Annotated in this window: 12 protein-coding genes; 3 read left to right on the top strand and 9 right to left on the bottom strand. The window is 42.4% G+C overall.

Annotation, left to right across the window (positions count from 1 at the left end; translation table 11 throughout):
- Positions 1–6: 6 nt before the first annotated feature.
- Both ACA086_RS05365 and ACA086_RS05360 read right to left on the bottom strand, forming a co-directional pair.
- Entirely contained in the window at positions 7–1,239 is a 1,233-nt protein-coding gene (locus ACA086_RS05365; protein ID WP_371002475.1) for an amidohydrolase, read from the bottom strand.
- A gap of 57 nt (positions 1,240–1,296) precedes the next feature.
- Positions 1,297–1,788, bottom strand: a complete 492-nt coding sequence (locus ACA086_RS05360; RefSeq protein WP_371002318.1) for a DsrE family protein — start codon at positions 1,786–1,788, stop codon at positions 1,297–1,299.
- A 182-nt stretch (positions 1,789–1,970) separates the two neighbouring features.
- On the opposite strand from ACA086_RS05360, the gene ACA086_RS05355 reads away from it, so the two are divergent.
- Positions 1,971–4,295 carry an ATP-dependent helicase gene (locus ACA086_RS05355; RefSeq protein WP_371002317.1) on the top strand — a complete coding sequence of 775 codons (2,325 nt, stop codon included), beginning with the start codon at positions 1,971–1,973 and terminating at the stop codon, positions 4,293–4,295.
- 5 nt (positions 4,296–4,300) lie between these two features.
- Positions 4,301–4,924 carry an L-threonylcarbamoyladenylate synthase gene (locus tag ACA086_RS05350; protein ID WP_371002316.1) on the top strand — a complete coding sequence of 208 codons (624 nt, stop codon included), beginning with the start codon at positions 4,301–4,303 and terminating at the stop codon, positions 4,922–4,924.
- A 55-nt stretch (positions 4,925–4,979) separates the two neighbouring features.
- On the opposite strand, the gene ACA086_RS05345 is transcribed toward ACA086_RS05350, so the two are convergent.
- From ACA086_RS05345 to ACA086_RS05335, 3 genes are all read right to left on the bottom strand, one after another.
- Positions 4,980–5,840 (bottom strand): flagellar motor protein MotB, encoded by an 861-nt coding sequence (locus ACA086_RS05345; protein WP_371002315.1) that lies wholly within the window; start codon positions 5,838–5,840, stop codon positions 4,980–4,982.
- Between the two features lie 103 nt (positions 5,841–5,943).
- Positions 5,944–6,948, bottom strand: coding sequence for a glycosyltransferase family 2 protein (locus ACA086_RS05340; protein ID WP_371002314.1), 1,005 nt, complete (start codon positions 6,946–6,948; stop codon positions 5,944–5,946).
- 102 nt (positions 6,949–7,050) lie between these two features.
- The gene (locus ACA086_RS05335; protein WP_371002313.1) at positions 7,051–7,506 is read right to left on the bottom strand and encodes a type I restriction enzyme HsdR N-terminal domain-containing protein; all 456 of its coding nucleotides are present in this window, start codon (positions 7,504–7,506) and stop codon (positions 7,051–7,053) included.
- Between the two features lie 26 nt (positions 7,507–7,532).
- On the opposite strand from ACA086_RS05335, the gene holA reads away from it, so the two are divergent.
- Positions 7,533–8,537, top strand: coding sequence for a DNA polymerase III subunit delta (gene holA, locus ACA086_RS05330; protein ID WP_371002312.1), 1,005 nt, complete (start codon positions 7,533–7,535; stop codon positions 8,535–8,537).
- Positions 8,538–8,540: 3 nt separating this feature from the next.
- On the opposite strand, the gene ACA086_RS05325 is transcribed toward holA, so the two are convergent.
- The 4 genes from ACA086_RS05325 to ACA086_RS05310 all read right to left on the bottom strand — a co-directional run bounded on the left by ACA086_RS05325 (position 8,541) and on the right by ACA086_RS05310 (position 16,684).
- The gene (locus ACA086_RS05325) at positions 8,541–8,918 is read right to left on the bottom strand and encodes a DoxX family protein (protein WP_371002311.1); all 378 of its coding nucleotides are present in this window, start codon (positions 8,916–8,918) and stop codon (positions 8,541–8,543) included.
- 57 nt (positions 8,919–8,975) lie between these two features.
- On the bottom strand, positions 8,976–11,219 hold the full coding sequence (locus tag ACA086_RS05320) for an aminotransferase class III-fold pyridoxal phosphate-dependent enzyme (RefSeq protein WP_371002310.1): 2,244 nt from the start codon (positions 11,217–11,219) through the stop codon (positions 8,976–8,978).
- Positions 11,220–11,281: 62 nt separating this feature from the next.
- Positions 11,282–13,693 carry a thiamine pyrophosphate-dependent enzyme gene (locus ACA086_RS05315; protein ID WP_371002309.1) on the bottom strand — a complete coding sequence of 804 codons (2,412 nt, stop codon included), beginning with the start codon at positions 13,691–13,693 and terminating at the stop codon, positions 11,282–11,284.
- 156 nt (positions 13,694–13,849) lie between these two features.
- Positions 13,850–16,684, bottom strand: a complete 2,835-nt coding sequence (locus ACA086_RS05310) for a metalloprotease (protein ID WP_371002308.1) — start codon at positions 16,682–16,684, stop codon at positions 13,850–13,852.
- Between the last annotated feature and the right edge of the window lies 1 nt (position 16,685).

The following is a 16,685-nucleotide window of genomic DNA, read 5'->3' as shown; positions in this document are numbered from 1 at the left end:
TGTTAATTAGGACTTATTTAAATAGTCGAGGCTTAATTCAGTAAGGGCTTTAACACCTAAAATCAACCCGCTGTCATCTATAATAAAATCCGGGGTATGGTGTCCAAAGGACTCTGTATTACCCGGTGTCATCCCGCCGAGAAAGAAGAAAAAACCGGGAACTTCTCTTTGAAAATAAGAAAAGTCCTCAGCTCCAGTGATAGCCTTTTGTTCTACCACATTGCTTTCTCCTGCGACCCGTATTAAGGTGGGAAGCATGGCAGACACCAGCTTAGGCTCGTTGTAGGTAATATCCGTAGCGTCTTTTATTTCAATGGTAGCTTCACCTCCATACGCCTTGGCAATAGCGGGCACCATTTCCATCATTCTTTTGTTGAGCTTGTCTTTCATGTCGTAATCCAGTGTTCTGATAGTACCGAGCATTTCTGCACTTTCAGGGATTATATTGAACCTGACACCACTTTTGATCTTTCCAACAGTAATGACTGCTGCCTCGTTGGTCAATTCTGTTTCCCTGCTGATAATCGTTTGAAGTCCATCTATAATTTTCGCACTGATCAGAATAGGATCAACACCGGCCCAGGGTCTTGAGCCGTGAGCTTGTTTTCCTTTTACATTAATGGTAAAGCTCTGAGCAGCTGCCATGGCGCCTCCCGACTTATACCTGATCATGCCCACGGGGGTTTGAGAATTGATGTGTAAACCAAAAATGGCATCTACATCGGGGTTTTTAAGAACCCCTTCCTTCACCATAAGTTTGGCACCACCCTCTTCTCCGGGTGGAGGACCTTCTTCAGCAGGCTGAAAAATAAACTTAATCGTACCATTAATCTTATCCTTGTTGTTAGCCATTACCTCTGCAACACCCATCAGGATGGCAGTATGTGTGTCGTGACCACAAGCGTGCATCACCCCAACCTTCTCTCCCAGAAATTCGGAAGTGACAGTAGATTTAAAAGGTAATTCATTTCGCTCGTAAACAGGAAGGGCATCGATATCGGCTCTAAGGGCCACAGTTTTTCCAGGACTATCGCCTTTTAAAATACCCACAACCCCGGTATGTGCCACTCCCGTCTGTACTTCAATCCCTAGCGAGGCTAAATGAGCAGCAATTTTAGCGGCAGTTTTAAATTCTCTGTTAGACAGTTCGGGATTCTGATGTATGTCTCTTCGCCATTCGATCACTTTAGACTCAACATTCTGGTATGCCTCCCCCAAATTGTGGGATTGGGAATGCATATTAATGACAAACAGACAACAAAGGCCTGCAATGAAAGTAGTTCTCATATTTAGAAATTAAAATTTAACAAGTTGATACCCCTGATTCTGGAGTTGAATTAATGCGGTCATAGCCGATAATCCGAATTGTACGCCCTCTATAGTTTCTGATCTGGGAAAATCACGGGAGAAGGAAGACTGGCCGCAAAAAATAATTTGTACTCCCGCATCGAGCAGGGCTTTAACCATTTCTTCATTCGGATTCTCAATACCGTATTTTTTTTGATATTCCTCACTGTTCATGATGTCTTTAGAAGCCTTGTTATGTACTACAAGCGCTACGCTCAGGTTCTCCAGTGGTACTCCCGCCTGTGCGTGCATATTGAGAAACCTGGCAGCGGTTTCAATACTGGCATTGAGAGCGGACTTAGATTCCGGGCTGTTCATGATATCAAATACTACCTTAAGGGGTTCTTCCAGCGAAGTCTGATAATCAGGATTATCAACAGGCCATACTGCACCGAACTTGGCAATGACCGGCCCTTGCTGACGCGTCTGGGCAGCTAGCATATTTGGAAAAATAATGAGCCCCAAAAATGTAAGTAACAACGGTTTAGATATCATAGAGAGGAATAAAAGCTAAAGATATTCAAATTGAATAAAATTGTGATGTAATGTTTATAATAATTAAATCGGGCGTTTTAGCAACCGGGCAATAATGGCTAACTTCACGTTTTTAAATCGGGACATTTTTGAAACACTTTCTAGACGATCTCAATGAGGCCCAAAAAGCGCCTGTTCTGCACAAAGACGGACCACTGATGGTCATTGCCGGTGCGGGCTCGGGCAAAACCCGTGTTCTTACCTATCGTATCGCACATCTCATGGAACAGGATGTGGATGCCTTTAATATTCTCGCCCTGACCTTTACCAATAAAGCGGCCAGGGAGATGAAGAAGCGAATAGCTGATTTGGTGGGTACTACTGAGACAAAGAATTTATGGATGGGAACCTTCCATTCGGTTTTTGCGAGGTTGCTCAGGTATGATGGCGATAAACTGGGCTACCCCAGTAATTTTACCATTTATGATACCCAGGATTCCCAACGATTGATAGCTTCGATTATCAAAGAAATGGGGCTCGATAAGGATATTTACAAATACAAACAGATCCAGAACAGAATCTCATCGTATAAGAACAGCCTGATTACGGTCAAGGCCTATTTTCAGAACCCCGAATTGCTGGAGGCAGATGCCATGGCCAAAAGACCCAGACTGGGGGATATTTACCAGCAATATGTAGACCGATGCTTTAAGGCCGGGGCCATGGATTTTGATGATTTGCTCCTGAGAACAAATGAATTACTCACCCGTTTTCCCGAAGTGTTGCTTAAGTACCAGGACAGATTCCGTTATATTCTCGTGGATGAGTATCAGGATACCAACCATTCCCAATACCTGATCGTTAAGGCGCTCTCCGACCGCTATCAGAATATATGTGTAGTGGGAGATGATGCCCAGAGTATTTATTCCTTTAGAGGAGCTAATATCACCAACATCCTGAATTTTCAAAGGGACTATGACGATGTGGCTGTGTATCGCCTGGAACAGAATTACCGTTCGACAAAAAACATTGTCAATGCGGCCAATGCCATCATCGCAAAGAATAAGAATCAGTTAGAAAAAGTGGTATGGACCGCCAATGACGAAGGTTCAAAAATAAAACTGCACCGTTCTGTGACAGATGCAGAAGAAGGCCGGTTTGTAGCGAGTTCCATTTTTGAGAACAAAATGCAGCAGCAACTGCCGAATAGTCATTTTGCCGTTCTCTACAGGACTAACTCCCAATCGAGGGCCATTGAAGACGCCTTGCGTAAAAGGGATATCCCTTACAGGATCTACGGCGGACTTTCATTTTATCAGCGGAAGGAAATAAAGGATTTGCTTTCCTATCTCAGACTGGTGATCAATCCCAAGGACGAGGAAGCCCTGAAGCGGGTAATTAATTTTCCTGCCAGGGGAATCGGGCAAACTACCTTGGACCGCTTAACCGTTGCTGCCAATCACTACAACAAATCGATTTTCGAAATCATTGAAAATCTGGATAAAATCGATCTGAAAATAAATTCAGGAACCAGGCGAAAGCTGGAGGACTTTGTGAATATGATCAAGAGCTTCCAGATCTTGAACAAGGAGGCAGACGCTTTTACTTTGGCAGAGCATGTAGCGAAAAAATCGGGTCTTCTGCTTGAATTCAAAAAAGATGGAACACCCGAAGGAATCGCCCGGATGGAAAACATTGAAGAGTTGCTCAACGGAGTTAAAGATTTTGTAGAAGGACAGAAAGAGTTGGCCGATGCCAAGGGAGACCTCACCGAATTCCTCGAGGATGTAGCGCTGGCAACCGATATGGATAAGGACACCAGTGATGAAGACAGGGTAGCCCTGATGACTGTGCACATGGCCAAAGGCCTTGAATTTCCCTATGTCTATATTGTAGGAATGGAAGAAGATCTTTTTCCATCTGCGATGAGCATGAATACGAGAAGTGAGCTGGAGGAAGAACGACGCCTCTTTTACGTGGCCTTAACAAGGGCCGAAAACGAGGCGTATCTCACCTACACCCAGAATCGATACCGATGGGGGAAATTGATTGATGCTGAACCGAGTAGATTCCTCGAAGAAATTGACGAGAAATACATTGACAACCTTACACCCGTAGATAATTACCGATTTAAACCGCTGATCAATACCGACATTTTCGGGGATGTTGACAAGAGTAAACTCAGGCAAAACAAGCCAACAAATGGGACACCGCCCGCAGTAGGCAGACCAACGCAGGATCAGCTGAGGAAATTAAGAAAGATAAGGCCTAACCTGGGGGATCCTGCTCCCGGAAAACCTATGGCTATGCCCGACTTGTCTGTTGGGACTCTGGTGAATCACACCCGTTTTGGTAAGGGAAAGGTTATCAGGCTCGAAGGTGCCGGAAATGACAAAAAGGCCGAAATCTTGTTTGATAAGGGAGACGTAAAAAAACTCTTACTCCGATTCGCAAAACTGGAAGTTTTATCTTAGGACATATGCAGGCTGAATTCATAAAATTATACAACGACAATCCCAATCCCAATGAGATCAGGAAGATAGTGCGGGTACTTCAAAAAGGAGGTCTGATAATCTACCCCACGGATACAGTTTACGGACTTGGATGCGATATCACCAAGACAAAAGCCCTGGAAAGGATCGCGAGGATTAAGGGTGTAAAATTAGCGAAGGCTAACTGGTCTTTTGTTTGTGCTGACCTAAGTAATTTGTCGGATTATGTCAGGCAGATAGACACCCCTACCTTTAAGATACTAAAACGGGCCCTGCCAGGACCCTATACTTTTATTTTACCAGGGAACAATAGTCTACCCAAAGCCTTTAAAAACAAGAAAACTGTAGGAATCCGGGTGCCGGATAACAATATTGCCAAGGCCATTGTTGAAGCCCTGGGAAATCCAATTGTTTCAACTTCCATCAGGGATGAAGACGATGTAATAGAATACACCACGGATCCGGAATTGATCTATGAAAAGTGGCAGAATTTGGTAGACATCGTAATTGATGGGGGATATGGGGATAATGTACCTTCAACAGTGATCGACCTATCTGCTGATGAGCCCGCCGTGATCAGGGAAGGCAAAGGAAAGCTCAACATACTGTAATAAAAAACCGCGATACCATAGGTACCGCGGTTAGTATTTTTATCAAACTTCCAACTTATTTTATAGCCGGATCTTTCATTCCTTCTTCGATCATGCTGTAGAACTGATCCAATTTAGGTAATACCACAATTCTGGTTCTTCTGTTCTTTGCACGGTTTGTAGCGGTATCATTGCTCATCAATGGTACGTAATAACTTCTGGCAGCAGCCGTCATACGGGCAGGATCAACTCCGAAATCATTTTGCAGAATACGTACAATTGAGGTCGCTCTTTTTGCACTAAGATCCCAGTTGTCTAGTAAAACTCCGGAACGGTAAGGTACATTGTCTGTATGTCCTTCCACCATAAACTCAAAATCGGGTTTATTGTTAACTACTTTAGCAACTTTCCCTAAGACTTCCTTAGCAGCGGAGGTAACATTGTAACTACCTGAGCTAAACAACAATTTGTCAGAGATAGAAACGAAGACTACTCCTTTTTCAACGCTGATTTCGATGTCTTCATCATCAAGATTTCCTAGTACTCCTTTTAAACTTTGTACAAGAGAAAGGTTTACAGAATCCCTTCGCGTAATTGCATCTTGCAATTTGCGGATGGTAAGATCTTTTTCCTGCAGACTCTCCAGGGATTTTTCAAGGTTTTCCGCACCTTTGGTTGTCAGGGTGGTAAGGTTCCCCATGTTGTTAATCAATTCCTGGTTATTGGCCTTTAAAAAGGCATTCTGATCTTCAAGGGTGTTAAGACGAGCGGTGGCAGTGGCCTTTTCTTCCAGACAAGTGTTCAGCTTTACTGTAGCTGAATTCAACAGGTCCTGAGTTTCCTTTTGTTTAGCCTCCAGTTCGGCATATTTCTTTTGTGAGACACAAGAAGACAAGAGAACCATAATTCCCAAGCTACCTAAGAGTAATTTTTTCATATCATTAAATGGTTTAATTTTTATAATTGTTGTTATTGCTAAGCTATGCCGCAATTTGACCCCAAAATTATACAATAGCCCATACGCTTATTTATGAACATTGTTAATCTTTTACTAAATTGTTAAAACTGCGCACTCTATATACGTAGTGAGACCACACTATGGATTTTGTTCGGTAGTACTTTTCAACAAAATCAGCTTTTTCTCTTTTTCTGTACATTTTCCGAAACTGTCTGTAGTAACTCAGGTGAGCTCTTAAAACGGCGAGGCAGTGGTTCATTTTTCCCTGCAGGATAAAACGAAGCGCCGCTATTCCGTCCAGTAGAAGTCGCGTCACAATAATAAGTAATGCCTTTCTTCGCGGGAGATTCTTGGTAATGGAGAAAAGGGAATTCCTGAAATTCAAATAGGTCTTTTTAGGATTCATATTACTAAGGGTAGATCCTCCAAGGTGTAGTATTTGTGAAGTACCCACATAGTACACTTTATACCCTTTGTTCTGAGCCCTCCAGCAAAGATCAACTTCCTCCTGATGCGCAAAATAATCCTCGTCAAATCCTCCAAGATCATCAAAGACCTTCTTCCTGATAAACATGCAGGCTCCGGTAGCCCAGAAGATCTCGGTTGTGTCATTGTACTGACCCTTATCTTTTTCCAGGGCCTGAAAAATCCTTCCACGGCAGAAGGGATAACCAAGTGAATCAAGGAATCCCCCTGCGGCACCGGCATATTCAAAATATTCTGGTCTCAGGAGATCGAGGATTTTTGGCTGGATGATAGAAACTTCCGGCTTTAGCTGAAACAATTCCATTATCGGCAATAGCCAGTCTGGTGTAACTTCCACATCGGAATTCAACAGACAGTATACTTCGGCATCAATGTGTTTCAGGGCCTCGTTATAGCCTCCTGCAAATCCCGCATTGGTTTTATTTTGAATAACCCCTACATCTGGATAATTATTTTTTAAGAACGCCACAGATCCGTCTGTAGATGCATTATCTGCTACGTAGATCCTTGCTCCCTGGGAGTATTCAATGACCGAAGGGAGATAACGCTCAAGCAGCGCTTCACCATTCCAATTAAGTATGACAATGGCTAAATCTAACATGCTGAGAGTTCCTGTTTATCTGGCATAGTCCGAGGTGCATTTTGCAAGGCCACAAAGTAAAGAAATAAATTGCATATGTATTTATTTGGCGGAAGGGGAGGACTACTTGCTATTTGGTGTATACGAAGGAAGTTCCTCCAGAAAGATATAGGTCGATCGGGCGTAATCCATCTGGCAGAAATAATGACTGTATCCGTTGGTGACCATAAGATACCGTGCCCTAAGATCCATATTGTAACGGGCTATCTGATCGAATGTATCTTTTGATATCTTCACTTCCGGGGCTTTGCATTCAACGAGTATTTCTATTTCGCCCTGCGGTGTATACACAACGACATCAACACGTTTGGGCAAGGAATTAATCCGTATCTGCTTTTCAACATTAATGAGGCTTGCCGGATATTTTTTATCTGAAATCAGGTAATGTAATACATGTTGTCGAACCCATTCTTCAGGCTGATAAACAACGAATTTTTTACGGATGATGTCAAAGATCAGGGATTTATTTTCCCTATTTTTGAATCGAAACTGATAGCCCGGAAAATTCAGGTTTTCCATGGTGCAAATTTGATGATTTTTTTTCGATGGAAGAAGTAAAGCGGCTTATTGATGAGATTCGAAAAGGCGAGATCAAACCGATCTATTTCCTGATGGGGGAGGAGGCATACTACATTGATAGAATCGCTGAATACATCAGTAAAAATGTACTGTCTGAAGAAGAAAAAGGGTTTAACCAGATGGTGCTTTACGGGAAAGAAGTAACCGTAGACGATATAGTTTCCAATGCCAAACGCTTCCCCATGATGTCTGAACGACAGGTGATTATTGTAAAGGAAGCCCAGCATCTGTCGCGAACCATTGAACAATTGGCATCCTACGCAGAGAATCCACAACCTTCTACTGTGCTTGTCATTTGTTATAAATACAAAAAACTGGACAAGCGTAAAAAATTGCATAAGCTTCTTAAAGCTCCGAATGGACATGTTTTTGAAAGCAAGAAATTATATGAAAACCAGGTATCTGAGTGGATTCGGAAAATACTGAAGACGAAAGGGTATCCCATTTCGTATAAGGCTTCCATTCTTTTGGTGGAATTTTTAGGAACCGATCTGAGTCGAATCAATAACGAACTAGATAAATTGTCTGTTGTTCTCCCGCAAAATACAGAGATAACACCTGAAATCATTGAGAAGCATATCGGGATCAGTAAGGATTATAATAATTTCGAACTTAAAAAGGCTATTGGGGAAAAGGATATTCTCAAAGCCACAAAAATCATAACGTATTTCGCACAAAATCCAAAGGACAATCCCTTTGTGGTAACCATATCCCTGCTTCATACCTTTTTTACCCAACTGCTGCAGTATCATGGCCTGAATGACCATTCGGCCAGGAATGTAGCAAGTGCACTGAGGATCAATCCTTATTTTGTGGACGAATTCCAAACCGCAGCACGGAATTATTCCATGAAAAAATCGAGTAAAGTGGTTTCTTACCTCAGAGAACTGGATATGAAAGGCAAGGGGGTAGGCGCGTACAATATCAGTCAGGCCGACCTGCTGAAAGAACTCCTGGTAAAAATTATGTAGGCCTTATTTCTTATCGATACTGTATTTACCCGGTCCTAATAGGATAATTGTAATAAATACCGTAAGAAAAAGAAGTGCTTTTTCCTTAGTGCCAAACGGGTCCTGTGCGTGCGCAACAAATGCAGCAACCGCCATAGTAATAGCCGTTGGTAAGGCAGCCCATCGGGTCTTAAATCCGATCATCACCAGGATAGGACAAATGAATTCGCCTATTATTGCTAAAAAAAGAGTAGGAGTCGCACCCAGGCCAAGGGGATCTCCAAATTCGAAATCTCCGGAGAGTAATTTTTGAAATTTAGGGTATCCGTGGGTGAGCATCATGGCAGAAGCCGATATTCTCAAAAATGCCAGACCGATATTAACTTGCAGGTTATTTTTCATGATTCTGTTGGGGATATGTTAACTAAATGTAAAATAATTTTAGAAAAAAACAATAATCTAGGAAAGAATAGTATCAATTTGTGCGACTAGTTCATCAACATCGGACGTATTAAACGCCAGGGGAGGTTTTATTTTCATGACATTATCATAAGGGCCATCAGTACCTACTAATATGAATTGCTCCCTTAATCTGTTCTTTAAAAACCCGGCTAATTTTGTATTGGGTTGCCCTTTTTCATCAATCATTTCCATCCCCAGGAATAATCCATGACCTCTGACATCACCGATGGTCTTATGTTTTATTTGCAAGGCCTGTAATTTCTTTTTTAGGTATTCTCCGGTCTGTAGGGCGTGTTCCTGTTTCTTTTCATTCTCGATGACCTCCAGAACTGCAAGTCCGATTGCACATGAAACGGGATTCCCACCAAAAGAGCTAAAAAATTCCGGTCCCTTTTCAAAGGAAGAGGCGATCTTGCTGGTGGTTATTACAGCTCCCATAGGATGTCCATTCCCCATGGGTTTCCCAATCACAACGATATCAGGGATGACGTCGTATAGTTCAAAACCCCAGAAAACTTCTCCAAGCCTCCCAAAACCAACCTGCACTTCGTCGCTTATACAGATTCCACCCTGCTCCCTGATCGCAGGATAAATCGCATTGAGATAGCCCTTGGCTAAAGGAACCTGCCCGCCACACCCCACTATTGGTTCAGCAATGAAGGCAGCAATGCTGCCCGAATGCTTTTCTATCAGTTCCAGTGCATTTTGTGCATAGGCGGCACCGGCACTCCCATCGTTTTCCCATGAACTTCCATACACCTTGGGTATTGGGGTTTGAAGTGTGTCCTCTGGCTTCCCATTTCCGGTGTCAGCACTGTATTTATAAGAACTAATCTCCATTCCCGCCTGTGTATGTCCATGGTAGCCGTGTTCAAGGACCATAATCTTTTTCTTCAGTGTATGGGCTCTGGCCATTCTGATGGCCAGATCGGTTGCTTCACTTCCTGAATTAACGAAGTAGACTTTATTCAGGGGTTCCGGAAATCTTCTGAGCAAGGCATCGCTGTAGTTACGCAAGGCATTGTAGATATATCGGGTATTGGTATTTAATGTTGCCATAGCTTTTTGCCCGGCTTCCACTACATGTGGATGGCAATGGCCCACCAACATAATATTGTTATAGGCATCAAGAAAGGTGTTTCCTTCCGCATCATACATATACTGAAACGCCGCACCCACCATATGAATGGGATTTTTATAGCTGAGGGAAAGATTTTTACCAAAGTGTTTTTGTCGATGTTCCAGCAAGGCTGTCCCGGTAACTGGTGTGGTATTTGGAAAACCACATACTCCTCTAATTTTTCTTTTCGCATGAATTGGACTAATCCTCAACCACTGATAAAGCAATTTCCAGGCTCCCTTCTCACTGATTGTTATATATTCCGATTGGGGATTTTCCCGACTATTGAATGCCGACTGGCAAACGCTGATGCAGAGCCTTGCGGCAATGAGGTAGTAAAGACTGTCGCATTCCGATTCGGTCAGTGGGAGTTGCCGGTGATATCCTTTGAGAACCTTGAGCCCTGAAACCATAGGAAGGTCTTTTTGCATCATGGCGTAGGTCATCCCAATGGCCACCTCATTGACCAACCAGGTATGACACATATCCCCAAAATCGATAATCCCTGTTACTTTATTACGGTCTGTAAGTACATTCCAGTCGTTTCCGTCATTGTGAATAAGACTTTTGCGAAACTGATCTGCAAATGGGACAAGGTGTTCCCTAAATTGTAACATGAAATATGAAACGAGGTTTCGATCAGAGGGATTTGGGATAAATTGAAGCAAGGGCTTTGATAAATGGAGATGTCTGAGGTCCCAGGGAATTTCTCTGGCCTCAAATACTTCTTCCTGATGGGTAATTAATTTGAGGTCCATTTTACCTAAAAAACTGCCGAATGATTCCATCAGGGCAGGGGTGTGGGGTACTTCTCCTAAAAATGACCCTTCCACAAAAGTTAACAACCTGTAAATATTTCCGCTTTCTTCAACAAATACTTCTCCCGAGGTGGTTGTTATCCCTTTTGGGAAACTATTAATCTTTAAGGTATTTAATTGTAGTAGTACCCGTTCTTCGGCAAGGAGTTCCTTTTTTATACGGATGGAATTCTGGTATATTTTCAGAATAAAATTACCTTCTTTGGCCTCAACCTTATAATTCGTACTTCCATAGCCTTCCAGCCTGGAAACCGAGTTAAGTTGTAGCTTGTAATGTTCTTTCAGGATGTTATTTATCCCCATAGGAGTTTCTTAAGCTCTCTAAACATATAATATTTATCAGAGACAGAAAAAGAAACAACAACTTAACGAAGGCTTGGATAGTCTGTAGGATTTACCTCGTGCATAATTTGGTAAATTTTTTCAAAAATATCTTCGGCATTGGGTTTTGAAAAATAATCTCCATCGGATGCATAGGCGGGGCGGTGTGAATTAGCACTCAGCGTCTGCGGCGGACTGTCAAGGTATTGAAAAGCTCCCTGTTTTTCAATGATCTCCTGCATAAGATAGGCCGCACATCCTCCGGGTACATCCTCATCAACTATCAAGAGACGATTCGTTTTCTGTATGCTTCTAAGGACATCTTTTTCAAGATCAAAAGGCAGTAGGGACTGGGCATCAATAATCTCTGCATCAATACCTACCTCCTTCAGCTCACTGGCTACTTCCATTACTATTCTCAGAGTAGACCCATAAGACAATACTGTGATATCGCTACCTTCTTTAACCGTTTCAACACGGCCTATGGGAGTACATAATTCTCCCAGGTTAGAAGGTTTGGGTTCCTTAAGACGATAACCGTTGAGGCTTTCGATAACCAGGGCGGGTTCGTCACTTTTAAGAAGGGTGTTGTAAAACCCGGCAGCCTTTGTCATGTTCCGGGGCACAAGGATATACATCCCCCTGAGCAGATGTATTATTCCTCCCATCTGCGAACCAGAGTGCCATATGCCTTCCAGCCTGTGCCCACGTGTGCGCACTATTAAAGGGGCTTTTTGTTTTCCAACGGTTCTGTAGAGTAAAGTCGCCAGGTCATCACTCAGGGTTTGCAGACAATACATCAGATAATCGAGATACTGGATTTCAGCAATAGGCCTCAGCCCTCGGAGTGCCATGCCTATTCCTTGTCCGATGATGGTAGTTTCGCGTATCCCTGTATCGGAAACCCTTAATTTTCCGTATTTCTTCTGCAGACCTTCCAGTCCTTGATTCACATCTCCTATAGCCCCGCTATCTTCTCCAAAAATGAGTACCTGAGGGTATTTGGAGAACAAGGCGTCAAAATTATCCCTGAGTATAATTCGGCCATCAACCGATTCCGGATTTTCCGCGTAAGTGGCTTTAATTTCAGAAATGTTAGTAGCATTTGTAGGGAGTTCGCTGTACAAATGTGAACTGAAATGATGTTGATTTCTCCCGAGGTAATCAGAAATCCATTGTTGAAGAGACGTTTTCTGAGTTGTTTCTTCTCCGAGAACATACCTGAGTGCCTTTCGGGCATGGGAAGCCAGATCCTTTTTCAGGGGTTCTTCAATAGCGATCAGGTCATTTTTAACCTTATTTATAAAGACTTTATTGGGACTGCTTTGCTCTAACGCACCGAGGAGACTAACCAGTTGTTTCTTGTCTTCTTTGTGCGGATTGAGAAATTCATTCCAGGCGTCCTTTCTGGCCATTCTGATTTCCGTCTTTATCCTTTTCTCCAGTGCCGCTAATTCCTCTTCTGTGGCAATTTTATTGGATAGAATCCATTCTTTGAACCGTTTGTTGCAATCATTTTCCTTCTCCCAGGCCAGCCTTTCATCCGACTTGTATCTTTCATGCGATCCCGACGTACTGTGGCCCTGTGGTTGCGTAAGTTCAGTAACATGGATCAAAACGGGGACATGTTCTTCCCTGGCTATATCAGAGGCATTTTCATAAGCGTGGATAAGTGCGGTGTAATCCCAGCCTTTTACCCTGAGAATTTCATAGCCTGCTTCCTCTTCGGTTCTTTGAAACCCTTTTAGGATCTCGGAAATATTTTCTTTGGTGGTCTGATACTTTGCAGGAACAGAAATGCCATAGGCATCATCCCAGACACTTATTACCATAGGTACCTGAAGTACACCTGCAGCATTGAAGGTTTCAAAAAAATGTCCTTCACTAGTACTGGCATTCCCTATGGTTCCCCAGGCGACTTCATTCCCGTTATTTGAAAAATTATCCCCTTTGATTGATTTTTCATTTCGATAAATCTTGGAGGCAAGTGCGAGTCCGAGTAAACGGGGCATCTGGCCGGCAGTCGGGCTAATATCAGGGCTGCTATTCTTTTGAGCAGTAAGGTCTTTCCAACTTCCATCTTCCTGAAGGCTGAACGTACCAAAATGTCCCCCCATTTGCCGGCCGGCGCTCATGGGCTCTTTCTCAATATCAGTAGTGGCATAAAGGCCGTGGAAAAATTCTTTGGGAGAAAGCAGTCCAAGTGCCATCATAAAAGTCTGATCCCGGTAATAGCCACTGCGGAAATCACCATCCTTAAAAGATCGTGCCATCGCGAGTTGAGGCAATTCTTTCCCGTCTCCGAAGATTCCAAATTTAGCTTTGCCGGTAAGAACCTCCCGCCTTCCGAGAAGACTGCATTCCCGACTCATGACTGCGATTTCATAATCGTAGAAGATCTGCTTGCGAAATTCATCAAAGGAAATATCCTCGCTGGTTTGAAGATCAGGGTTCATAGTCGGAAAATTTCTACGAAAATATCAAAAACTGAGGATTTTTACAATAGAAAAGAAGGGATAATCATTAACAATTTGTCAATAAAAAGCTATGAATTGCCCAATTAATTAAAAGAAGAAAAGTTTTTGGAGAAAAAAATAAGAATAATTTAATATCTAAAACCACTTTCGAGTAAACAGTCCGATAAGTGTTCTGGGACTGAGCGTCACTACAAAACGAATCTTTTCATCATAATCAGGTTGCGCAATTTCCCAACCGTTATTCGAATAAAGCGGGAAATACAGCTCGAAATAATCTGTAACCAGATTTAATCGAACCCCGGAATCGTATACAAACCTCGGATCCATCCCCCGGTTTCTTACATACCCAAGATCTCCGTATAACTCTATCCAGCGCCAGAGGTTAAAACTGGCATTGACCGTAGTTATCCAATCATTAGCAAAGGGATTTTCGAGTTGGGATTTAAATCCGCCCTCGGCAATGATAATTTGCTGACTGGTGATACCTGATTCTTCAGATCGTCCCAGATAATTGTAATCAAACAAATAATCTGTAGGTCTGTCCAGGGCAAAACTGAAGAAATCAGAATTGGTCTCATTCCTGAGAAACTTACCGGCAAAAAATCTCAGGTTGAGTTGCCTGTTATTATCAAACAATTTCCTGTATTCAAAATTAAGCGCCAACTTGGCAAAATCGGCCGAATACTGGGCGTCCATAAACCAGGAGAAGAAGTTGATAATCCCATTGTTATAATGGTTGTATCGCATATTGAATACACTGTAATCAGGATCGGTCTCTATGGTCAGGGAGGGGTCTATATCCCGCAGAACATTCACGTATCGGAAAACGAGGGACTTTCGTTCGTTGGAAATTAAATCATCAGGACGCCAACCGAGTCCCACGGCAGGGGTGATCGTACTGTATCGCGAATTGGTCTGGAAGTGAAAACTAGAGGCGTTAAGACTAAAGTTCATTACATACAACCCGCTTTTCTTTAAATATTTGCGATAGTTCAGGCCTGCGTTCCCAACAAGGGATCTTTCCTTGAGTGCAAAAGAAGGGGCCGCAGTAAATATAAAAGGCCTTTCCAACAAGGTTTTATTTGAGAATCTCAAGCCCGGAGAAATTCCGTCATAGACATTAAAGCCGGCCACAGGCATATAAAAGATCTGATTGTAGTAGGGGTTTTCTGCATCTTTGAGGAACTGCAGCTTAAATTTTTTATTACTTGAAAAGAAGCCACTTAGGGACTTCCAGTTATCCCGTTGGTTAAATTCCGGAATTTTCTGGTCGTAATTCAACACTAATCGGTCTTCCTGTAAATTGGGGATAGAAACTGTATCCAGTTCTGTGATATCAGAAAACCAATAATTCGAAACCACAGTGTCGTTCCGTAAACCAAAGAGAGAAATAGGAACATTGGTGCCGCTTTTGTTTTTCAGGAGTACTTCAAGGGTGTCATCCGACTTATTAACTTTTTTAATTTTAAAATCGATTCGTTTATCGGTATTCACGTAGGTGTCAAAAAACCAATCCACATCCTTAGTAGCATTAGAAAGGATACTTCTTTTAAAATCTTCAGGGGTAACAGGCTGTAGTTTATGGCTATTGTAGAATTCTTTAATGCTTTTGTTTATTTCCTCCCTGCTAGTATACGCTGCGAGATATGCCAATCCCAGTCCGGCTTTGTAATTATTAGCAATTTTCTGATTGAACTTAATCAGGGAATCATTAGGTGTAGTAAGACCTTGGTCAAGGTTCTTCCTGGCTGTGAGCATGTACAGGAAGGGATACTGATCATTAAAAGACATCTTTGCAAGATTGAAGGAACTAATAGGCCAGATTGTTGACAATTTCCCAAGGAGTTTTTGATCCGGATAATAGGTGTCTACAAAATTGATCATCAGATAATTGACGATGGCATCGGAAACCCATTGCTCTTTTCGTGGATTCATAAAAAGGGTTTCACGCAGATAACTGAGAACAGCCGTCTTAAGAAATTTCATTTCAAACTGAAACTGTTCCTGGTAGGGCCTGATAAAGGAAGGGAGCTGATTGAGGCCATAAAGAGGATTTTTATTAAAGTCGATTTCACTCACCAGCAGTTGTTCGTAGGGAAACTCCCCCAGATTTTCATGAATAAACCTTGTGATCCGGTTGATGGAAATCCCCTGGGAAATTTCATCGTATTTGGGTGATCTAATATCCGTTACTACAATGAGGTAGGGGGTAACGTGCTTGATAAACTTATTGGAGAAATTCAGAATAATATCACAGCTTTTGCGATTTTCTCCCTTTAAACTGGCAACCTGTTTATTGGGGTAGGTGGTGATATTGACCTCATTAAAATTAGTCCCCAAAAAGAGTCCGGCCGGATAAGTAAAATTGATGTTCGTATTAGTGATTCCGGTATAAAGATCTTCGAGATTCTTATTGGAATACAATTGCCAGGAACCGTCGTAAACCGCGGGAGTGAGATACCAGTCTTTCAGATAAAAACCGCCCCTGGAATTATAGCCATAAGGCGTATAGCGATTGGGGGGGAGTTTTACCGTATACGTGAAATAAATTTTTAGGGATGCGTCAGGGGGAAGCGGACTGTTAAGGGAAATTTCAATCAGATCCTTTTGTTTTGTTCGCTTAAATGAAAGGTTCCTGAATTCGAAATCGGCCATTCCTAAAATTTGGGTAGAGCCCCGTTCCTCTTCCTTGGCCAGGTGCAGGCTTTTTTTAAAGTCTTCAGCAAATCTTTTTGCCAATGCCGTTTTCTTATCTGAATACGCATGTGCCCAATCATTAAAAAACAGGGTTCTAAGGGTGTCGGGAGAACTATTCAGGTAAGTGAATTCCTGCTGTATTTGTATAGTCTGGGTCTCCTGGTCTAGTTCTGCTTTGATAATATTGGTATGCTGGGCAGAAACCAGAGAGGTCCCCGAAACTATGATCAGGCAAAAAATATTGAGTAATACAACATTGAGTTTAACCTCCATA

Origin of the sequence: Muriicola sp. E247, from assembly GCF_041358175.1 — a bacterium.
GTDB lineage: Bacteria > Bacteroidota > Bacteroidia > Flavobacteriales > Flavobacteriaceae > Muriicola.
Note: the sequence above shows the minus strand (reverse complement) of the source record. Positions and strands in the feature narration are given on the sequence as shown.